This is a genomic window from Streptomyces sp. PTL18 (assembly GCF_059510295.1).
In genome coordinates this window covers 172,939-193,314 of sequence record NZ_JCAJZO010000009.1, presented here as the reverse complement: position 1 = coordinate 193,314, position 20,376 = coordinate 172,939, and the positions used below count along the sequence as shown (strand labels likewise).

16 protein-coding genes are annotated in these 20,376 nt (G+C 72.5%); 13 read left to right on the top strand and 3 right to left on the bottom strand.

Annotated elements, in window-relative coordinates; genetic code table 11:
• The first annotated feature begins 99 nt into the window (after positions 1-99).
• The 7 genes from AC5WS8_RS19515 to AC5WS8_RS19485 all read left to right on the top strand — a co-directional run bounded on the left by AC5WS8_RS19515 (position 100) and on the right by AC5WS8_RS19485 (position 10,905).
• Positions 100-465 (top strand): MGMT family protein, encoded by a 366-nt coding sequence (locus AC5WS8_RS19515; protein WP_496104688.1) that lies wholly within the window; start codon positions 100-102, stop codon positions 463-465.
• Positions 466-666: 201 nt separating this feature from the next.
• Positions 667-795 carry a hypothetical protein gene (locus tag AC5WS8_RS19510; RefSeq protein ID WP_496104687.1) on the top strand — a complete coding sequence of 43 codons (129 nt, stop codon included), beginning with the start codon at positions 667-669 and terminating at the stop codon, positions 793-795.
• Entirely contained in the window at positions 792-4,124 is a 3,333-nt protein-coding gene (locus AC5WS8_RS19505; RefSeq protein ID WP_496104686.1) for an ATP-dependent helicase, read from the top strand. The genes AC5WS8_RS19510 and AC5WS8_RS19505 overlap by 4 nt, the downstream gene beginning before the upstream one ends.
• A gap of 105 nt (positions 4,125-4,229) precedes the next feature.
• Positions 4,230-7,778 (top strand): ATP-dependent DNA helicase, encoded by a 3,549-nt coding sequence (locus AC5WS8_RS19500; protein ID WP_496104685.1) that lies wholly within the window; start codon positions 4,230-4,232, stop codon positions 7,776-7,778.
• A gap of 10 nt (positions 7,779-7,788) precedes the next feature.
• Positions 7,789-9,192, top strand: coding sequence for a dipeptidase (locus AC5WS8_RS19495; protein WP_496104684.1), 1,404 nt, complete (start codon positions 7,789-7,791; stop codon positions 9,190-9,192).
• Between the two features lie 143 nt (positions 9,193-9,335).
• Entirely contained in the window at positions 9,336-10,277 is a 942-nt protein-coding gene (nudC, locus tag AC5WS8_RS19490) for an NAD(+) diphosphatase (RefSeq protein WP_496104683.1), read from the top strand.
• Positions 10,278-10,281: 4 nt separating this feature from the next.
• Positions 10,282-10,905: a class I SAM-dependent methyltransferase gene (locus AC5WS8_RS19485; protein ID WP_496104682.1), complete on the top strand. Its 624-nt coding sequence runs from the start codon at positions 10,282-10,284 to the stop codon at positions 10,903-10,905.
• A gap of 49 nt (positions 10,906-10,954) precedes the next feature.
• Here AC5WS8_RS19485 and AC5WS8_RS19480 read toward each other — a convergent pair whose 3' ends face one another.
• Positions 10,955-11,197, bottom strand: a complete 243-nt coding sequence (locus AC5WS8_RS19480) for a mycoredoxin (RefSeq protein ID WP_496104681.1) — start codon at positions 11,195-11,197, stop codon at positions 10,955-10,957.
• A gap of 184 nt (positions 11,198-11,381) precedes the next feature.
• Here AC5WS8_RS19480 and AC5WS8_RS19475 point away from each other — a divergent pair, with 184 nt between their 5' ends.
• From AC5WS8_RS19475 to AC5WS8_RS19460, 4 genes are all read left to right on the top strand, one after another.
• Positions 11,382-13,616, top strand: coding sequence for an ATP-dependent DNA helicase UvrD2 (locus AC5WS8_RS19475; RefSeq protein ID WP_496104680.1), 2,235 nt, complete (start codon positions 11,382-11,384; stop codon positions 13,614-13,616).
• A 165-nt stretch (positions 13,617-13,781) separates the two neighbouring features.
• Entirely contained in the window at positions 13,782-14,102 is a 321-nt protein-coding gene (locus tag AC5WS8_RS19470; protein WP_496104679.1) for a hypothetical protein, read from the top strand.
• Positions 14,103-14,276: 174 nt separating this feature from the next.
• Positions 14,277-14,645, top strand: coding sequence for a WhiB family transcriptional regulator (locus tag AC5WS8_RS19465; protein WP_388567928.1), 369 nt, complete (start codon positions 14,277-14,279; stop codon positions 14,643-14,645).
• The gene (locus tag AC5WS8_RS19460; RefSeq protein WP_496104678.1) at positions 14,642-14,965 is read left to right on the top strand and encodes a putative WhiB-interacting protein; all 324 of its coding nucleotides are present in this window, start codon (positions 14,642-14,644) and stop codon (positions 14,963-14,965) included. Before AC5WS8_RS19465 ends, AC5WS8_RS19460 begins: the two co-directional genes overlap by 4 nt.
• Before the next feature lie 116 nt (positions 14,966-15,081).
• Here AC5WS8_RS19460 and AC5WS8_RS19455 read toward each other — a convergent pair whose 3' ends face one another.
• Both AC5WS8_RS19455 and AC5WS8_RS19450 read right to left on the bottom strand, forming a co-directional pair.
• On the bottom strand, positions 15,082-16,455 hold the full coding sequence (locus AC5WS8_RS19455) for an ABC1 kinase family protein (RefSeq protein ID WP_496104677.1): 1,374 nt from the start codon (positions 16,453-16,455) through the stop codon (positions 15,082-15,084).
• Positions 16,448-17,671 (bottom strand): TOMM precursor leader peptide-binding protein, encoded by a 1,224-nt coding sequence (locus AC5WS8_RS19450; protein ID WP_496104676.1) that lies wholly within the window; start codon positions 17,669-17,671, stop codon positions 16,448-16,450. The genes AC5WS8_RS19455 and AC5WS8_RS19450 overlap by 8 nt, the downstream gene beginning before the upstream one ends.
• A 222-nt stretch (positions 17,672-17,893) precedes the next feature.
• Between AC5WS8_RS19450 and AC5WS8_RS19445 the strand changes: the two genes are divergently transcribed.
• Both AC5WS8_RS19445 and AC5WS8_RS19440 read left to right on the top strand, forming a co-directional pair.
• Entirely contained in the window at positions 17,894-18,490 is a 597-nt protein-coding gene (locus tag AC5WS8_RS19445) for a M48 metallopeptidase family protein (protein ID WP_496104675.1), read from the top strand.
• A 204-nt stretch (positions 18,491-18,694) separates the two neighbouring features.
• Positions 18,695-20,368: a TerD family protein gene (locus tag AC5WS8_RS19440; protein ID WP_496104674.1), complete on the top strand. Its 1,674-nt coding sequence runs from the start codon at positions 18,695-18,697 to the stop codon at positions 20,366-20,368.
• Positions 20,369-20,376 lie beyond the last annotated feature (8 nt).

Here is a 20,376-nt window from a genome sequence, read left to right as displayed (position 1 = left end):
GCGGGGGCGCACAGTCTGCCCGAAGCACTGTGCGGAGCGGGGGTCCCGCTCGGCCTCTCTCTCATCACATTGTCGGTGGGGTGGGGCAGGATGGGGCGGATGAGCGAGGAGAACCTTGCGGCGGACGACCTGCCGGAGTACGCGGAACGGGTCCTTGACGTGGCCGAACGCATTCCGCCTGGGTGCGTGATGACCTACGGGGACGTCGCCGAGTGGTTGGAGGAGGGAGGCCCGCGCCAGGTGGGCCGGGTGATGGCTCTCTACGGCGGAGCGGTCCCCTGGTGGCGCGTCGTCCGCGCGGACGGCGTTCTGCTGCCGGGCCACGAGCTGGAGGCGCTCGGCCACTACCGGGTGGAGGGCACCCCGCTGCGGGAGGCCGGCCGCGCCTCGGAGGGACATCTCCCGCGGGTCGACATGAGGCGGGCGCGCTGGGACGGAGTCGAACGCGCGGTGGGTCACGTCTGACAGCTTCCGGCATCGGCCGGGGCGAACGGGCACCCGTCGCCCGTACGGGTGAAGCAGGGCACCTCCGTGGCATGCCGTACTTTCGTGGACAGAGCGACCGCGGTGAGACAAGTGACCACAGGGGCCGGAGAGAGGCCGGGGAAGACCTGCTTCCGCGGACCGCGCGGGCGTAGCGTCAAGGGCGCGCGTTCCCGTCATCCCGTGCCCACCGCCCGCCACACGCGGCCGCCCTGCCGGCCGCCGCCCGACCACCTCGGCTCCTCCACGACGGCGTTCCGCGCCGGCAGTGACCAGCACCAGTACGACCACCAGGACCGGCGAACCACGTGAGCTCCTCTTCCTCCACCAGGCGCCTGCCGCACCCCCGGGTGCGGGAGGGGAGCCGTGGCGCTTACCGACTGGTGCGTACCCCGCCCGTCCGGGTGGATCCCCCTCGTCTGGACGCGAGCCAGCGCGCGGTGGTTGACCACGAGTCCGGCCCTCTGCTGGTTCTCGCAGGCCCGGGCACGGGGAAGACGACCACGTTGGTCGAGTCCGTCGCCGCCCGGATCGCCCGCGGAGGCGACCCGGAGCGCGTCCTGGTGCTCACGTTCAGCCGCAAGGCCGCCGTCGACCTGCGCGACCGGATGGCGCTGCGCATCGGCGCGGCACACGCGCCGCAGGCCACCACGTTCCACTCCTTCTGCTACGCCCTGGTCCGCGCCCACCAGGACAGCGACCTCTTCGTCGAGCCCCTGCGGCTGCTGTCCGGCCCCGAGCAGGACGTGGCCGTGCGCGAGCTGCTCGCCGGCCAGCCGGATCTGGAGCGCCTCGGCCTCGCGCACGTGCGCTGGCCCGACGAACTGCGCGCCTGCCTGACCACGCGTGGCTTCGCCGACGAGGTGCGCGCCGTGCTGGCCCGCAGCCGCGAACTCGGCCTCGGCCCGGACGCCCTGCGCCGCTTCGCCGAGCGAACGGGCCGCCCCGACTGGCAGGCCGCGTCCGCCTTCCTCGCCGAGTACCTGGACGTCCTCGACCTCCAGGGAGTGATCGACTACGCCGAGCTGGTCCACCGCGCCGTCCTGCTGGCCCGCCGCCCCGGCGTCGCCGAGCGCCTGGCCGACCGGTACGACGCGGTCTACGTCGACGAGTACCAGGACACCGATCCCGCCCAGGTACGGCTCCTGCGGGCCCTCGCGGGCGACGGCCGGACCCTGGTGGCCTTCGGCGACCCCGACCAGTCGATCTACGCGTTCCGGGGCGCCGACGTGAACGGCATCCTGGACTTCCCCCACGCCTTCCCGCGCACCGACGGCGCACCGGCGCCCGTGGAGGTTCTCAGGACCTCCCGTCGCTCCAGGGCCGCCCTGCTCGCCGCCACCCGGCTGCTGACCCAGCGCATGCCACTTACCCGCCTCCCGGCGGAGAAGGCACGCGCCCACCGGGAACTCGCCGCCGTACGGGACGGGGGCCGCGTCGAGGCCTACACCTACCCCACCCCCGGCACGGAACTGGACAACATCGCCGACCTCCTGCGCCGCGCGCACCTGGAGGACGGCGTTCCGTGGAGTGGGATGGCGGTCCTGGTGCGCGCCGGAGCCCGCACGATCCCGACGGTGCGCCGTGCCCTGACGGCCGCGGGAGTCCCCCTGGACATCGACGGCGACGACCTGCCCCTGCGCCATGAACCGGCGGTGACCCCGCTGCTGACGGCGCTCCGGGCGGTGGCGCAGGTGGAGGCGCAGGCGCAGGCGGCGGGACCCGGGGAACCCCGGCAGGAAGGGGCCGACCCGGAACCCTGGCTGGACACCGAGACCGCGCTCACCCTCCTCGCCTCCCCGCTCGCCGCTATGGACGCCGCGGACCTGCGACGCCTCGGCCGTGCCCTGCGCGAGGAGGAGCGGGCGGCCGGCAACCCCGTACCCCCGCCCTCCGACGACCTGCTCGCCCGGGCACTGGCCGAACCCGAGCGCCTGGTCACGCACGACCCGGCGTACGCGCGCGGCGCCCAGCGCCTCGGTGCGCTGCTCAGGCAGGCCCGCGAGCGGCTCGCGCACGGCGGCACGGCTGAGGACGCCCTGTGGGTGCTGTGGGACGGCACGCCGTGGCCCAGGCGGCTGGAGAACGCCTCCCGGCGCGGCGGCGCGGCCGGGCGCAACGCCGACCGTGACCTGGATGCCGTGTGCGCCCTGTTCGCGACCGCCGCGCGCGCGGAGGAGCGCACCGGCGGCCGGGGCGCCCTGAACTTCCTGGAGGAGATCGAGGCCCAGGACATCGCCGCCGACACCCTCACCCGCCGCGCCGTGCGCCCCGACGCCGTCCGCCTGATGACCGCGCACCGCTCCAAGGGACTGCAGTGGCGCCTCGTCGTCGTCGCCGGCGTCCAGGAGGGTCTGTGGCCCGACCTACGCCGCCGCGGTTCCCTCCTGGAGGCCGACCGCATCGGCCGTGACGGACTCGCCGAACCCCTCACCCCGGGCGCGCTGCTCGCCGAGGAGCGCCGCCTGTTCTACGTCGCCTGCACGCGCGCGCGTGAACGGCTGGTCGTCACCGCCGTGAAGGCCCCCGCCGACGACGGCGACCGGCCCTCGCGCTTCCTTGCCGAACTCGGCGTCGAACCCAGGGACGTCGCCGGCCGCCCACGCCGTCCCCTGTCCGTCGCCGCCCTGGTCGCCGAACTGCGCGCCACGACCGTCGATCCGCGCGTCTCCGAGCCCCTGCGTGCGGCCGCCGCCCGCCGTCTGGCCCGGCTCGCCGCCCTCACCGACGAGGGCGGGCGGCCCCTGGTGCCGTCCGCCCACCCGTACCGCTGGTGGGGCATGTGGGACCCGACCGAGAGCAAGGTGCCCCTGCGCGACCGGGACCAGCCCCTCGTGCTCTCCGGAAGTGCGCTCGACCAACTCGCGAACACCTGTGCCCTGCAGTGGTTCCTGGGCCGCGAGGTGAAGGCCGACACGCCCGCGACCGCCGCCCAGGGCTTCGGGAACGTGGTGCACGTCCTCGCCGACGAGGTCGCCTCCGGGCGCACCCCCGCCGACCTGGACGTCCTCATGGAACGCCTGGACTCGGTGTGGAACGCGCTCGCCTTCGACGCGCCGTGGAAGTCGGCCCAGGAGAAGGACAACGCGCGCGTGGCGCTCGAACGCTTCCTGAAGTGGCACGTCGACTCCAATGGCGTCCGCGCCGGGCGCACGCCGGTGGCCAGCGAGCACGGCTTCGACGTCACCCTCGAAGCGGGCGACTACCGGGTGCGCATCCGCGGCTCCATGGACCGTGTGGAATCCGACGGCGAGGGCCGCGCCTACGTGGTCGACTTCAAGACCGGCAAGCAGGCGCCCAGTGCCGCGGAGGTGGACCGTCATCCACAGCTCGCGGTGTACCAGCTCGCCGTGCGCGAGGGCGCAGTCGACGAGGTGTTCGGCGGCCGGCGCCCCGAGCCGGGCGGCGCGGAACTGGTCCACCTGCGGCAGGGCGCCGCGAGGAAGGACGGCGGTGAACCGCTGCCCAAGGTGCAGGCGCAGCAGCCCCTGGAAGGAGAGTGGGCCGGGCAGCTGCTGGCCACCGCCGCCGGCAAGGTCCTCGACGAGCGCTTCTCGCCGACCACCGGGCAGCACTGCACACACTGCGCGTTCCGGGCGTCGTGCAGCGCGCGGCCGGAGGGCCGGCAGGTCGTGGAGTGACAGCACGCGTGTGACCCGTGGCACCACCCGTGCTGACCAGCACCTCCTCCAGCGCGGCAGCCAGTTCGGCATCCACTGTCAGCGGCCACCGATAGCCTCTCCGTCGTGCCCGCTCGTATCACCGACCCCGAGCAGCTCATAGAGCTCCTCGACATCCCCTTCACCCCGGAGCAGACGGCCTGCATCACCGCGCCGCCCGCGCCGCAGGTGATCGTGGCCGGAGCCGGTTCGGGCAAGACCACGGTGATGGCGGCCAGGGTGGTGTGGCTCGTCGGGACCGGACAGGTCGCCCCGGAGCAGGTCCTCGGCCTGACCTTCACCAACAAGGCGGCCGGTGAACTCGCCGAGCGGGTTCGCAAGGCGCTGATCAAGGCGGGCGTCACCGACCCGGAGGTCATCGATCCGGACGACCCGCCCGGCGAGCCGGTGATCTCCACCTACCACGCCTTCGCGGGCCGGCTCCTCACCGACCACGGCCTGCGCATCGGGCTGGAGCCCACGTCACGCCTGCTCGCCGACGCCACCCGCTACCAGCTCGCCGCGCGCGTGCTGCGGGAGGCCCCCGGCCCGTATCCGGCGCTGACCCGCTCTTTCCCGGACCTCGTCGGCGACCTCCTCACCCTCGACGCCGAACTGGCCGAGCACCTCGTGGCACCGGAGGACCTGCGCGCCCACGACGCCGAGCTGCTGCGCACCTTGGACGGCGTCAAGCTCACCAACGCCGACCTGCGCAAGGTTCCCGAGACGGCCGCCGCCCGCCGGGAGCTCGCCGAGCTGGTGATCCGCTACCGAGCGGCCAAGCGCGAGCGGGACCTGCTCGACTTCGGCGACCAGATCGCCCTCTCCGCGCGGCTGGCGGGCCGTCCCGAGGTGGGCCGCATCCTGCGGGACGAGTTCCGGGTGGTCCTGCTCGACGAGTACCAGGACACCTCGGTGGCCCAGCGCGTCCTGCTCGCCGGACTCTTCGGCGGCGGAACCGGCCACCCCGTGACCGCCGTCGGCGACCCCTGCCAGGCGATCTACGGCTGGCGCGGAGCCTCCGTCGCCAACCTCGACGACTTCCCCGAGCACTTCCCGCACACCGACGGCCGCCCCGCGACCCGCCAGGCCCTCAGCGAGAACCGCCGCAGCGGCGGCCGCCTCCTCGACCTCGCCAACGGCCTCGCCGCCCCCCTGCGCGCGATGCACGCGGGCGTGGAAGCCCTCCGCCCCGCCCCGGGCGCCGAGCGCGACGGCCTGGTGCGCTGCGCCCTGCTGCGCACCCACGCCGAGGAGATCGACTGGATCGCCGACTCCATCGCCCACCTGGTGCGCACCGGCACCGCTCCCGGCGAGATCGCCGTCCTGTGCCGCACCGCCACCGACTTCGCCCAGATCCAGGGCGCCCTCGTCACGCGCGACATCCCGGTCGAGGTCGTGGGCCTGTCGGGGCTGCTGCACCTGCCCGAGGTCGCCGACCTCGTCGCCGTCTGCGAGGTCCTCCAGGACCCGGGCGCCAACGCCTCCCTGGTCCGCCTCCTCACCGGGCCGCGCTGGCGCATCGGTCCCCGTGATCTCGCGCTCCTCGGCCGGCGCGCCCGTCTTCTCGTGTCGCACGCGCGCGCGGACGGCGACGAGGACCCGGACCGCAGGCTCGCCGCCGCCGTCGAGGGCATCGACCCGTCCGAGGTGATCTCACTCGCGGACGCCCTCGACACCTTCCTGGAGATGCCCATGGAGGCCGAGCGGGAGGACGACGGGCTGCCGTTCTCGCCCGACGCGAGGGTGCGGTTCGCACGGCTGGCCGCCGAACTGCGCGAACTGCGCCGCGCCCTCGCCGACCCGCTGATGGACGTCCTGCACCGCGTGCTCGCCGTCACCGGCCTGGAAGTCGAGCTGTCCGCGTCCCCGCACGCGCTGGCCGCCCGCCGACGCGAGACCCTCTCCAACTTCCTGGACATCGCCGCGTCCTTCGCCGCCAACGAACCGGACGCCGGCCTTCTCGCGTTTCTCGGATTCCTGCGCACCGCCGCCCAGTACGAGAAGGGCCTGGACAACGCCCTCCCCGGCGGTGAGAACACCGTCAAGGTGCTCACCGCGCACAAGTCCAAGGGCCTGGAGTGGGATGTCGTCGCCGTCCCCGGGCTGGTCAAAGGGACCTTCCCGAGCGCCCAGGGCCGCGAGAAGTGGACCGCCCAGGCCAAGGTGCTGCCGCACGCGCTGCGCGGTGACGCCGACACCCTGCCCGACGTCGAGAGGTGGGACTCCCGCGGCCTGAAGGCCTTCCACGAGGCGATGAAGGAGCACCAGCGCACCGAGGAGCTGCGTCTCGGCTACGTCACCCTCACCCGTCCCCGCTCCCTGCTGCTCGGCTCCGGCCACTGGTGGGGTCCCGCCCAGAAGCGCCCCCGAGGGCCCTCGGACTTCCTCCAGGCCCTCTACGAGCACTGCGAGGCCGGACACGGCGAGATCGAGGTGTGGACCGACCCGCCCGCCGAGGACGAGGAGAACCCGGCACTCCACGAGGCCGCCACCGACCACGCCTGGCCGCTCCCGCTGGACGACGCCGCCCTGGCCCGCCGTCGCGCCGCCGCCGCGACCGTACTCGCCCACCTGGAGCAGCTCGCCTCCCACCAGGCCGCACACCCGGCGATCGGCCAGGACGCCTCCGCGTACGACGACCCGGAGTGGCCGCCACCGCCGGACGACGAGGACCTCTACGACGACCTCGAGGGGGAGCAAGCCGCCCACGGCGCGCTCCCGCCCGCCGAGGAGGACGCCGCCCGGCACGACCACCCCGAGGAGGACGCCTCCGACTGGGACTCCTGGTCGACCCACCCCGAGTCCCCGTCCGCCGCGGCCCCCCACGCGCGTGTACCCGGCGGTGACGGCACCCCCGCCGTCCCGCACGCCCGGCGCCACCCGCCCGAGGACGGCCCCGCGCTCACCCCGGAGGAGGCCCGCACCGTCGCTTCCTGGGACCGCGATCTGGACGCCCTCACCGGAGAGCTGCTTCGCGCCCGCGCCGCCGTCACCGACGTACCGCTGCCGTCGTCCCTGACCGCCTCCCAGGTACTGCGCCTGGCCGCCGACCCGGACGGGCTCGCACAGGAACTCGCGCGCCCCATGCCCCGGCCCCCGCAACCAGCGGCGCGCCGGGGCACCCGCTTCCACGCCTGGGTGGAGGCACGCTTCGAGGAGCTGCGGCTGCCCATGCTGGAGCCGGACGAGCTGCCCGGCGGCGACGCCGAGATCGCCGACGAGCACGACCTGCAGACCCTCAAGGACGCCTTCGAGCGCACCCCCTATGCCCACGCCACCCCGTACCGCGTCGAGGCACCCTTCCAGCTCGCCGTCGCCGGCCGCGTGGTGCGGGGCCGCATCGACGCCGTCTACCGTGTGCACGGCGTCGACGGCACGCAGTACGAGATCGTCGACTGGAAGACCAGCCGCGCCCGTACCGCCGACCCGCTCCAGCTCGCCCTGTACCGGCTCGCCTGGGCCGAGCAGCAGGGCGTGCCCCTGGACACCGTCGGCGCCGCGTTCCTTTACGTCCGCACCGGCGAGGTCGTACGCCCCGAAGGACTCCCGGACCGGGCCGCCCTGGAGCGGCTGCTGCTGGGCCGCCCCTTCGACGGGGAACCGGCGGACCAGGATGCCGGCGCGGGCCGATAGGCTCGTGACCATGAGCGAGACCCCGGACAGTGCCGTCCGCACGTACATCGGCAGCCACCGCGCCGCCTTCCTCGACGACCTCGCGGAGTGGCTGCGCATCCCGTCGGTGTCCGCCCAGCCCGAGCGCGCGGCGGATGTACGGCGCAGTGCCGACTGGCTCGCCGCCAAGCTCCGGGAGACCGGCTTCCCCACCGCCGAGGTGTGGCCGACGGCCGGAGCTCCAGCCGTCTTCGCCGAATGGCCCTCCGACGACCCGCAGGCACCCACCGTGCTCGTCTACGGCCACCACGACGTCCAGCCCGCCGCCCGCGAGGACGGCTGGGACAGCGACCCCTTCGAACCGGTGGTCCGCGACGGCCGCCTGTACGCGCGCGGGGCCGCCGACGACAAGGGCCAGGTGTTCTTCCACACACTCGGAGTCCGCGCCCACCTCGCCGCCACCGGGCGCACCGCCCCGGCCGTCCACCTGAAGCTGCTGATCGAGGGCGAGGAGGAATCCGGCTCCCCGAACTTCCGCACCCTCGTCGAACAGCACGCCGACCGGCTCACCGCCGACACGGTGATCGTCTCGGACACCGGCATGTGGTCCGCGGACACCCCGACCGTCTGCACAGGCATGCGCGGCCTCGCCGAATGCGAGATCACCCTGTACGGACCCGAGCAGGACATCCACTCCGGGTCCTTCGGCGGCGCCGTGCCCAACCCGGCCACTGCCGCCGCCCGCCTGGTCGCCGCCCTGCACGACGAGCACGCGCGCGTGGCCGTACCCGGCTTCTACGACGGCGTCATCGACCTCACCGACCGCGAGCGCGAACTCTTCGCCGAGCTGCCCTTCGACGAGCAGCAGTGGCTGCGGACCGCCCGGTCGAGCGCCACGTACGGAGAGGCGGGACACACCACGCTGGAGCGCATCTGGGCCCGCCCCACCGCCGAGGTCAACGGCATCGGCGGCGGCTACCAGGGCCCCGGCAGCAAGACGATCGTCCCGTCCTCCGCCATGGTCAAGCTCTCCTTCCGGCTGGTCGCGGGACAGGAGCCCGACCACATCGAGAAGCTGGTGCGCGCCTGGGCGACGGACGTGCTGCCCGCCGGGATACGGCACGAGATCACGTTCGGGGCGGCCACCCGGCCCTGCCTGACACCCCTCGACCACCCCGCCCTGCAGTCCGTCGTACGCGCCATGACCCGCGCCTTCGAGCAGCCCGTCCGCTTCACCCGCGAGGGCGGGTCCGGACCCGCCGCCGACCTCCAGGAGGTCCTCGGCGTGCCCGTCCTGTTCCTCGGCATCTCCATCCCTTCCGACGGCTGGCACGCCCCGAACGAGAAGGTCGAACTCGATCTGCTCCTCAAAGGCGTCGAAACCGCCGCCTACCTGTGGGACGACCTGGGGAAGAACCGGCGCCATGGTGTCTGACGAACGCGCGGGGCACAGGGCCGCCCCGGCGCGGCACACTGGAAGGGCCGCCCCGCCCGCCTCAGGCCCGCCCCCCGCCCGACCCACGTCTCGCTGAACCGCCCGCCGAAACCACCGTTGCACCGGGGGAGTTGGAAGCACCCGTGACCACCTGGACCGACCACACCGCCGACCGGCCCGTCTCGCTCACCTCGCCGAGCGGCATCGACCGGGCCGCCCACCACCGGCTCGACGAGGCATGGCTCGCCGCCGCATGGAGTCATCCCTCGACGCGCTGCTTCGTGGTCTCCGGCGGGCAGGTCCTCATCGACGAGACGCCCGACGGTCGGACCGAACTCGTCATGACCCCCTCCTTCGAAGCACCGCTCACGGAGGCCCACCGCTACTTCCTGGGCACCGACGCGGACGGCGTCAGCTACTTCGCCCTCCAGAAGGACGCGCTTCCCGGCCGTATGGACCAGTCGGCGCGCCCGGCCGGCCTGCGCGAGGCCGGACTGCTGCTGTCACCACGGGACGCGGGCCTGATGGTGCACGCGGTCGCCCTGGAGAACTGGCAGCGCCTGCACCGCTTCTGCTCGCGCTGCGGCGAGCGCACGGTCATCGCGGCCGCCGGGCACATTCGCCGCTGCCCCGCCTGCGGCGCCGAGCACTACCCGCGCACCGACCCGGCGGTGATCATGGCGGTCACGGACGACGACGACCGGATCCTGCTCGGCCGCCAGGTGCACTGGCCCGAGGGCCGCTTCTCGACCCTTGCCGGCTTCGTCGAGCCGGGGGAGTCCATCGAGCAGTCGGTGCGCCGCGAGGTCTTCGAAGAGGTCGGCATCACCGTCGGCGAGGTCCAGTACGTCGCCAGTCAGCCCTGGCCCTTCCCGTCCAGCCTGATGCTCGGCTTCCTCGCCCGTGCCACCTCCACCGACATCGACGTCGACGGGGACGAGATCCACGAGGCGCGCTGGTTCTCCCGTGAGGAACTGCGGACCGCGTTCGAGACCGGAGAGGTCCTGCCGCCGTACGGCATCTCCATCGCGGCCCGCCTGATCGAGCTCTGGTACGGCAAGCCCCTGCCGACCCGGAGCGTCTGACCTGGTGCGGGCGCGTACGAACGACCCGTACTGGAACCACAACGTCCACTACCACCCCGTGGTCCTCACCGCCGTCCCCGCCGACTGCGGTGCCGCTCTGGACGTCGGCTGCGGCGACGGTCTGCTCGCCCGCAAGCTCGCGACCAGGGCGAGGTCCGTCACCGGGGTGGACCGCTCGCCGGAGATGATCCGGGCGGCCCGCCGGGACGTGCCCCGGAACGTCACGTTCCGTGAAGCGGACTACCTTGGTGAGGCCTCCCTGCGGGAAGGCGGGTACGACTTCGTCAGCGCGGTCGCCGTCGTCCACCACACTGCCTTCGAGGAGGCGGTGGGGCGTCTGGTGCGGCTCACGGCGCCCGGCGGCCGACTGGTGATCGTCGGGCTGGCGTACAACCGGACGTTCCCGGACTGGGTGATCAGCGGCTGCGGTGTGCCGGCGAGCCGGCTGCACGCGCTGCTGCGAGGAGGCAAGCGCGGCCCGGCCGGCATGCCGATGGAGGACTCGACCATGCACTGGAGTCAGGTCCGGAAGGCTGCCGGGCTCCTGCTGCCCGGTTGCCGGTTCCGGCGCCGGCTCCTGTGGCGGTACACGCTGATCTGGGACAAACCGCAAGGAAGCGGTCCCTGAGACAGCTCAGGAACCGCCTTCCGCGCAGGGCGAGAACCTGCGGCCGTCGTCAGGTGCCGATCTTCTGCTTCACCTGCGCCAGTGACGGGTTCGTCAGCGTCGTGCCGTCCGCGAACAGCACAGTCGGAACCGTTTGGTTTCCGCCATTCGCCTTCTCCACGAACGCGGCCGACTCCGGGTCCTGCTCGATGTTGATCTCGTTGTACCCGATGCCCTCACGGTCCAGTTGGCTCTTCAGCCGACGGCAGTAGCCGCACCACGAGGTGCTGTACATCGTCACAGTGCCCGACATGTCGGTTGCGCTCCTTTACGACTGGGGTGTGTGGTCGTTGAGAGGGGAACGTTCGTGAAGGTTCCGCCATTCCCCCAGCCGTGTCGGCGTGACGCCTGTCGTATTCGGCGTATCAGTACGACCGCAACCGTCCCCCTGTGGACAACCACCGCACCCGTCTCCGCCGACCTGGCAGCATGGCGGGGTGACAGCAGCAAGGCATTCCACCCTGTTCTCCCGGGTTCCCGGCGGTTCCCCGTACTCGGCCGTGCCGAGCGGGGCCGACGCCGTGCTGGAAGGGCTCGACCCCGAGCAGCGCGAGGTGGCGACCGCCCTGCACGGCCCGGTGTGCGTGCTGGCCGGCGCCGGCACCGGCAAGACGCGGGCCATCACCCACCGCATCGCCTACGGAGTGCGGGCCGGCATCCTCCAGCCCTCCAGCGTGCTCGCTGTCACGTTCACCAACCGTGCCGCGGGCGAGATGCGCGGGCGCCTCCGCCAGCTCGGTGCCGCCGGTGTCCAGGCCCGCACCTTCCACTCCGCCGCCCTGCGTCAGCTCCAGTACTTTTGGCCGAAAGCGATCGGTGGCACCCTGCCCAGGATCGTCGATCGCAAGATCCAGATCGTCGCGGATGCGGCCGGCGCCTGCCGCATCCGACTCGACCGCAACGAACTGCGTGACGTCACGGCCGAAATCGAATGGTCCAAGGTCACCCAGACCGTCCCCGCCGACTACGCCGCCGCGGCCGCCAAGACCGGCCGAGAGGCGCCCCGGGACCCCGCGGAGATCGCCCAGCTCTACGCCGCCTACGAAGACCTCAAGCGGGAGCGGGGCGTCATCGACTTCGAGGACGTCCTCCTCCTCACGGTCGGCATCCTCCAGGACCGGCACGACATCGCGGAGGAGGTGCGTGGCCAGTACCGGCACTTCGTCGTCGACGAGTACCAGGACGTCAGCCCCCTGCAGCAGCGCCTGCTGGAGTTGTGGCTCGGCGACCGCGACAACCTGTGCGTGGTCGGCGACGCCAGTCAGACGATCTACTCCTTCACCGGCGCCACGCCCGATCACCTCCTCGACTTCCGCGTCCGCCACCCGGGAGCCACGGTCGTCAAGCTCGTCCGGGACTACCGCTCCACCCCGCAGGTCGTCCACCTCGCCAACGGCCTGCTCGCCCAGGCCCGGGGCCGTGCCGCCGAACACCGCCTCGAACTGGTCTCGCAGCGCGACCCGGGTCCCGAACCCGTCTACACCGAGTACGCCGACGAGCCCGCCGAGGCGGAGGGTGCCGCCCGCCGCATTCGCGACCTGCTCACCGACGGTGTGCCCGCCTCCGAGATCGCCATCCTGTTCCGCACCAACGCACAGTCCGAGATCTACGAACAGGCCCTCGCGGACGCCGCAGTGCCCTATCAGCTCCGTGGTGCCGAACGGTTCTTCGACCGCCCCGAGGTGCGCAAGGCGGGCATCGCCCTGCGCGGTGCCGCCCGCTTCGGCGCGAACGACTCCCTCCTGGACGACGCCGTCGACCTGCCCTCCCAGGTGCGTGCCGTGCTCGCGGGCGAAGGGTGGACATCCGTGCCGCCCGCGGGCTCCGGAGCCGTCAGAGAGCGGTGGGAGTCGCTGGCCGCGCTCGTCAATCTGGCCCAGGACTTCGCCGCGGCCAAGCCCGACGCCACCCTCACCGACCTCGTGGCGGAACTCGACGAGAGGGCGAACGCCCAGCACGCCCCGACCGTGCAGGGCGTCACTCTCGCCTCCCTGCACTCCGCCAAGGGCCTGGAGTGGGACGCCGTGTTCCTCGTCGGGGTGGCCGAGGGCATGATGCCCATCACCTACGCCAGGACCGCCGAGCAGATCGAGGAGGAGCGCCGTCTCCTCTACGTCGGCGTCACCCGCGCGAGGGAACGCCTCCATGTCTCATGGTCCCTGTCCCGCTCACCGGGTGGCCGCCCCGGTCGGCGGCCGAGCCGTTTCCTCGACGGACTGCGTCCCGGCTCCAGCGCCACTGCCGGCCGTACCTCCATCGGGGGAGCCGGAGGCGTCGAACGGGGCGTCAGCGCTTTCCGCACGGCCGCGGCGGCCGTCACTCCACGGCGTACCAGCAGAACTCCCGCCCGCTGCCGGGTCTGCGGGCACACGCTGTCCGACGCGGGGGAGATGAAGCTGATGCGTTGTGACGACTGCCCCTCCGACATGGACGAGGGCCTGTACGAACGGCTGCGTGAGTGGCGGGCGCTGCAGGCGCAGCGCAGTGGGCAGCCCGCCTTCTGCGTCTTCACCGACCGGACGCTGATCGCGATCGCCGAGGCCGTGCCCGCAGATGAGCGTGAACTGGCCCGTCTTCCCGGGGTCGGAGCGCGCAAGCTGGGCCGCTACGGCGCCGATGTTCTGGCCATCTGCGCAGGTCGCGAGGTCGAGGCGCAGGACATCGGCGACTGAATCCAACTCGTCGAAAAAATAGTTTGCGCATGCCCCGGCAATCCCCATAGGTTCTTAGCCACGGGGACAGCGGCCTTCTCGGAGGCCCTGATTCCGTGTTGTACTTGCATATCCGTCGGACTGGCTCACCCCAGTCCCCCGAGACGCCGAGAGGAGGCGATTGAAGTGATCAGCATCAGCATCAGCTCCACCCGCACCGCCAAACTGACCGGTCGCTCCGTCGTCTCCACGTGCATGCTCGGCGCCTCCGGCCTGGGCACCGGTCTGTCCGGCATTCGTGCCGCGCGTCCGGCGTCCTCCCTGGCTCTCGCGGGTCTTCCCGTCCGCGAGCGCAATGAGCGACCGACCAAGGCACTGGAAGCGGTAGTGGCACAGGCGCAGACCTATGCCTTTGCGGCGGCCGGTGCCGGATTCCGGAAGCAGACGACGCAGCACCACCTGATGTGGGCCTTCCGTGGGCCAGAACCCTGGAGTGATCCAGCCTGATCGACGATCAGGTCGGCGCCTTCAGGGCCGCGGAACCCCACCCGGGATCCGCGGCCCTTCTGTTTTCCCCGAACGGGGACGGCGGAGAAGGGGCCTCGGGACAAGAAAAGAACCCGGTACCAAGCCGACACCCGGTCCGACCGGACCGGAACGACCAGACGAGGAAGACGAACCGTGCAACTCGAAGCGCACGCCCCGTCCGTACCGCCTTCCGAAACGATCCCCCCGCCCGGCCCCACGGAGGACTCCACCTTGACTCCGCTCACCGCGCTGACCGCGCTCGACGACGCCATCGAGAACCTCGGCGTGCCCGTCCCGTGCCGCTCGTACGACCCGGAGGTCTTCTTCGCCGAGTCGCCGGCCGACGTCGAGTACGCCAAGTCCCTCTGCCGCACCTGCCCGCTGATCGAGGCCTGCCTCGCCGGCGCCAAGGAGCGGCGTGAGCCCTGGGGCGTCTGGGGTGGCGAGCTCTTCGTCCAGGGTGTTGTCGTCGCCCGGAAGCGGCCGCGTGGCCGCCCGCGCAAGAACCCGGTCACGGCATGAACACCGCAGGAACGATCGACCGCCCCCTCACGCACGACCCCCAGAAGCAGGCCCCGATGAAGCCGTCCACGAGTGAGCCCGCAGGCTCCGCGATCCCAGACATCACCACCACCGGCGCGAACGACTCGCGTCAGAACAGGACCCGAGAGATGCAACTCATCCCAGAAGCCCTGGCTCGTGCGCATATGAACGAGCGGCTGCACGAGGCCGAGCAGCAGCGCCAGGCGATGCGCCTGGTGGTGGCCCGCCGGATGCAGCGCCGGGCCGAGCGTGCTTCGCTGCGCGCCCGCCGTGCGCTCGCCATGGCCGTGATGCAGTAGCCGGCCGCGGTCGGCACCAGGAGAACCCAGGCGGGGGCCGGTCCGAAGGGGCCGGCCCCCGCGGCGCGTGGGGAGTTCCGGCAGGACCGGACACCCGGGGGCGAGGTCCGGCCCGGTCAGGCCTCCGCCGCCGATGCCTCCTCCGCCGTCTCCTCCGTCACGAAGCCCGGCAGCCACTCCTCCAGCTCGTCCCGCAGACGGACGGTGGCGCCGAGTTGGCACAGCACGCCGATCGTGCTCAGGGTCACCCGGTGGATCAGGAGGTAGGCCGGGGGCAGGTTGAGCTGTTTGCCCAGCTGGTGGGCGGGGGAGCGCGGGTCGGCGATACGGGCCGCCTGGCTGCGCATCCAGCCGCGGGTGAAGGTGAAATCGTCCGCCTGCGCCGGTTCGATGATCGGCAGGAGGTAGTCGAGGACCGCGTCGGGGTCGAGTGCGATGGACTCCTTGACGAAGCCCTCCTCGCGCAGCAGCTCGTAGACCGCCTGGGCGTCGCCCTCCAGGGTCATGCGCAAGGAGTGCCCGATCGGGGTGGGCAGACCGCCCGGCAGGCGGTCCACCGTGCCGAAGTCCAGGACGCCGAGGCGCCACCCCTCCTCGGCGTCGCCGGCACGGGGGCCGGGCAGGAGACGGAAGTTGCCCGGGTGCGGGTCCGCGTGGAGCAGCCCCGTACGGGCCGGGCCCGAGAAGAGGAAGCGGGCCAGCAGCTGTCCGGCGCGGTCCCGCTGCTCCTGGGTGCCCTCGGCGATCACTTCCGACAGCGGTATGCCGTCGATCCACTCGGTCACCAGGACCTGCTCGCACTGGTGCACCACCGCCGGCACCACGACGTCGGGATCGCCTGCGAACTCCTCCGCGTGGGCCCGCTGCGCCTGCGCCTCCAGCCCGTAGTCCAGCTCCTCCGAAACCCGGTCCCGCAGCTCCGCGATCAGCGGCTTGATGTCCATGCCCGGGATCAGGGGGCCCAGCAGACGGGCGAAACGGCTGAGTTGGTTCAGGTCGGAGAGCAGTGCGTCGCCGGCGCCCGGGTACTGGACCTTGATCGCGACCTCGCGGCCGTCGTGCCACACCCCGCGGTGCACCTGCCCGATCGAGGCCGCCGCCGACGGCTTGTCCTCGAATTCCAGGAACCGCTCCTGCCAGTCCTGGCCGAGTCGCTCCTCGAGGACCCGGTGCACCGTTCGGGTCGGCATCGGCGGGGCCGCCTCCTGAAGCTTGGTCAGGGCGGCACGGTAGGGGCCGGCGACTTCCTCGGGGAGCGCCGACTCGAAGACGGACAGGGCCTGCCCGAACTTCATGGCGCCCCCCTTGAGCTCGCCGAGCACCTTGAACAGTTGCTCGGCCGTGCGCTGTTGGAGTTCGCGGCCGACCATCTCCGCGGACTCGCCGACGATCCGTTTGCCGAGTCCCCAGGTCGCCCGCCCGGCGAAGCCGAGCGGGAGCGCGGCGAGCTTGGCGGTCCGGGTGACCGCCTTCCGGGGAAGATCAGACATGCGCCCTCCAAGTCCCAGACAGCCGTGCCGCGTGTGCCTTGCGGGAGAGGTTCCCCGACGGCCGGTGCTCCGCCATTGTCTCGTGCGGCTCCCCGTCCTTTGAGGTGTGTTCCTCCTTACCTTTCTCCGCCGCACCGCACCCGCATGCGGGGTGCGCCCACACCGGCCGCGCGTGCCAGTCGAGCCGAGGTACGGAGGCCTCCCAGCGTGCGCCTGCGCTGGCGGGCTCGGAGCCGTCCAGGAAGGCGAGCGCGTGCCCGGCGGCGACTCCCGCGACGGCGGTGGCCAGTGCAAGGTCGCACGCCTGGACCTGGCGCGGGCGCCCCGAGCGCCACTGGGCGACCAGACGTGGCCAGGTCTCGTCCCGGTCGGTGCGCCCCCGGTCGAGGCAGCCGGCGCAACTCGTCTCGCCCGGAAGGACGAACGGGCCGACGATTCCCGTGCCTTCCGTGACACCCGCGTACAGATGGGGTGTCCCCGAGGCGATCAGCGGTTGCGCGGTGAGCGGATCGGGCACGTGCACGTCGACGCTGTCGCGTGGGGCGAGGACCACCAGCGAGAAGCCGGGGCCCGGGTCGTCGTGGAGGGAGCGGCGCGCGGTGCGTTCCCGGCGCGGGGGCCGGTCAGGGGCGGCCGTGCGGACCGCGCGGCGCGCCGCCACTTCTCTGCGCTCGCCGATAGCGTCCGCCGGCAGGCCACCGGGGGCCAGGTCCCATGGCTCGACGCAGCCCGTGTCGCGGACGTCGACCTCCCCGACGCCGGCGCCCGCGAGGAGCGAGGCGAGGACGACGCCCACACGGCCCGCGCCGCGGACCTGGACGCGAAGGGAACCGCGGGCGGCCAGACGCCGTGCGGCCTCACCGGGTGTACGGGCGGCCAGGGACAGCGATGCCAGATCGGCACGAAGACGGTCGAGGACGGTCGCCTTGGCGCGCAGGGCGTCGGCCTGGTGGCCACCGCCGGTGGCGTCGTCGAGCAGGCCCGCGTCCGACAGGTTGCCCACCAGGGCGTCGACGTGTCCGTCCGGCAGTCCCATGCGGCGGGCCTCCTCGCGGAGCAGCGGCAGCCCACGGGTGCCGTCGAGCAGGGTGAGGAAACTGCCCGTCGCGGTGTCCACCGGGCCCAGCACCATCGCGTGGGCGGGTGCCATCCCGAACTGGACGGTGTTCAGATCGCGCCAGCCGCGCCGCAGCGCGGGCTTCACCATCGGATGCATGACCGGCCCCCGTAGTCCGTAATAAGTCAGTACGTCACCATCTGGCGGCGGACGTGGTGGCCCACCGACGCAGGCCAGCATGCCTGGAGCCGCCGGGGTCGTGCCGAAGGTTGTCCACAGACGGAGGCGTTCGTCATATGAATCAAGCGGGCGGGGTGGGGATCAGCACGGAACCATGCCGGAGGCGGGACTTCCCGCGTGTGCAGCGGGTAACGTCGGGGCGTGCCCGCCGACCCACCGCACCGTGCAGGAGAGCCGCAGCGCAGCACGACGAGCGAGCCGCCGAGTGGCTCGGGGACGAGCGCGATCGAGGTTCGCAGAAGCGCGCGACGCCGCAGAACGGTCTCCGCGTACCGCGAGGGGGATCGCACCGTCGTGCTCATCCCCGCCCGGATGTCCGCGGCGGAGGAGCAGCGCTGGGTGACCGTCATGCTCGACAAGTTGGCCGCCCAGGAGAGCCGCCGGGTGATCGGCGATGCCGATCTGGCCGAGCGCGCCGAGCGGCTGTCGCTGCAGTACCTGGACGGTCGGGCGCGGCCCGCCTCGGTCCGCTGGGTCACCAACCAGAACACGCGCTGGGGCTCGTGCACCCCGTCCGAGAGCAGCATCCGTCTGTCGCACCGGCTTCAGGGCATGCCCGACTACGTCATCGACTACGTCCTGCTGCACGAGCTCGCGCATCTGCTCGTACCCGGCCACGGACCGCGTTTCTGGCGCTTGCTGGAGGCGTACCCGCGCACCGAGCGTGCTCGTGGATACCTGGAAGGGGTGGTCGCGGCCGGCCGGCTGCCGTACCAGCCGGCACAGGCCGAGGAGTAGGCGCGACCGGCCCACGCCGTCCTGGGGGGCCGTAACGGCCCTTCTCCGTATTCCGCGCATACGCCGCAGAGCGCCGGAAAACGTCGCCGGTCCTCGCGGCGATGCGGTTGTGTACCGGGTCTGTACCGGCTGACTCCGCTCCACACGTTTGCCGTTAGCCTGGCGCGACGCACTCGCATTCGGGATGGGGGACGGTCGTTACGCATGGCCAGGGAATTCCAACGCGGCCACAAGGCCAGGATCAGTGACCTCACGGCGGGTACGGACCTGTACGTAGGCGTGCAGATCTCCGCGCCCGGGCTGACCTTCGACATCAGCTGCTTCGGCCTGGACGCCGGCGAACGGCTCTCGGACGACCGGTACTTCGTCTTCTTCAACCAGCCGAAGACTCCGGAGGAGGCCGTTCAGCTCCTCGGCCCGCAGGCGGGGGACACGGAGTCCTTCCGGGTCACGCTGGACAGGATCCCACCGCACATCCACAAGCTGTCCTTCACGGCGACGATCGACGGCGCCGGACAGATGTCGCAGATCGGACCCGGGTACCTGCGTATCGTCGCGGGCGGCGAGGAAGTGGCCCGCTACCCCTTCAGCGGCTCGGAGTTCACCACCGAACGCGCCGTCATGCTGGGCGACTTCTACCTCAAGGACGTCTGGCGGTTCGCAGCGGTGGGGCAGGGCTTCGACGGCGGCCTTGAGGCGCTGCTGAAGAACTTCGGCGGAGAGGTCCTCGAGGAGGAGCAGACGCCGGCCCCGCAGCAGCCGCAGAACGGTGCCGTCCCGGGGTTCGCCCCGCCCGCGTTCGCCGCCCCTGCGGCACCTGCCCCTGCGCCCGCACCTTCCGCACCCGTCCCCGCACCCCCGGCACCCGCCCCCGCACCGATGCCGCAGCAGCCGCAGCCCGCCCCCCAGGGCTACGCGCCGCCCCAGGGAGCCGCCCCGCACGCTCCGGCGCCCGCGCCCTCCGTGCACGCCGCCCCCACCATCGTCGCGCCCCTGAACACGCCTCCCGCCGGAACCGTGCCCCCGCCGGGCCCCGCACCGTACACCCAGCCGCCCGCGCCACCCGGCCCCCCGCCCGGTTACGGACAGCAGCCGGCCGCGTCGATGCCGCCCGGATACGGTCAGCAGCCGCCGCACGGCCAGGTTTCCGGCCGGCACCCCGGCACGCCCGGCGCCCCCTCCCCGTACGGCGCTCCCCAGGGCGCGCCGCAGGCCGGTGCCGGTGTGGCCGCCGCGCTGCAGGCCTTCAAGGAGACGCCCACCGGGCAGCGGTGGACACAGCAGAACAAGAAGCTCGTCCGCGTGGACCTCGGCACGGGCGGCCAGCCCGTACTGGCCCGCCAGGGCAGCATGGTCCTGTACCAGGGCAAGGTCGACTTCGGCTACAAGGGCGCCGGCTTCGCCGGGCGGATCGTGGGCAACGTCACCGGCCAGGAGATGCAGCTGATGCGCTGCACGGGCCAGGGCCAGGTGTTCCTCGCGGAGAGCGCCACCGATCTGCACCCGATCGAGCTCCAGGGCGACGCGATCTGTGTCTCCGCGGAGAACGTCCTCGCCTTCGACGAGTCCCTCCAGTACGAGGTCCGGCGTATCGAGGGGCACGGCATTCCCGGGGGTGCGCTGTTCACCATGCAGTTCCAGGGGACGGGCACGATCGTCGTCAAGACACACGGCGCACCCGTGGTGCTGCCTGTCACCCCCACGACGTTCGTGGACTCCAACGCCGTGGTCGCCTGGTCCGCCGCCGCCCAGGTGATCGTCTCCAGCCAGGTGCGCATGCGCCGCAACGCCTACCCGGGCCACACCGGCGAGGGCGTCAACCTGCAGTTCCGGGCCGCGCCCGGCAATTTCGTCGTCGTCCAGCCGTACGAGGTCTGAGGGAGCCC

What these genes read in the sequence shown, in the direction of transcription:
- AC5WS8_RS19440 (WP_496104674.1), top strand. Translation starts at nt 18,695, where the DNA reads ATGGCCAGGGAATTCCAACGCGGCCACAAGGCCAGGATCAGTGACCTC.
- AC5WS8_RS19460 (WP_496104678.1), top strand. Translation starts at nt 14,642, where the DNA reads ATGAACACCGCAGGAACGATCGACCGCCCCCTCACGCACGACCCCCAG.
- AC5WS8_RS19480 (WP_496104681.1), bottom strand. Translation starts at nt 11,197, where the DNA reads ATGTCGGGCACTGTGACGATGTACAGCACCTCGTGGTGCGGCTACTGC.
- AC5WS8_RS19515 (WP_496104688.1), top strand. Translation starts at nt 100, where the DNA reads ATGAGCGAGGAGAACCTTGCGGCGGACGACCTGCCGGAGTACGCGGAA.
- AC5WS8_RS19455 (WP_496104677.1), bottom strand. Translation starts at nt 16,455, where the DNA reads ATGTCTGATCTTCCCCGGAAGGCGGTCACCCGGACCGCCAAGCTCGCC.
- AC5WS8_RS19450 (WP_496104676.1), bottom strand. Translation starts at nt 17,671, where the DNA reads ATGCATCCGATGGTGAAGCCCGCGCTGCGGCGCGGCTGGCGCGATCTG.
- AC5WS8_RS19495 (WP_496104684.1), top strand. Translation starts at nt 7,789, where the DNA reads ATGAGCGAGACCCCGGACAGTGCCGTCCGCACGTACATCGGCAGCCAC.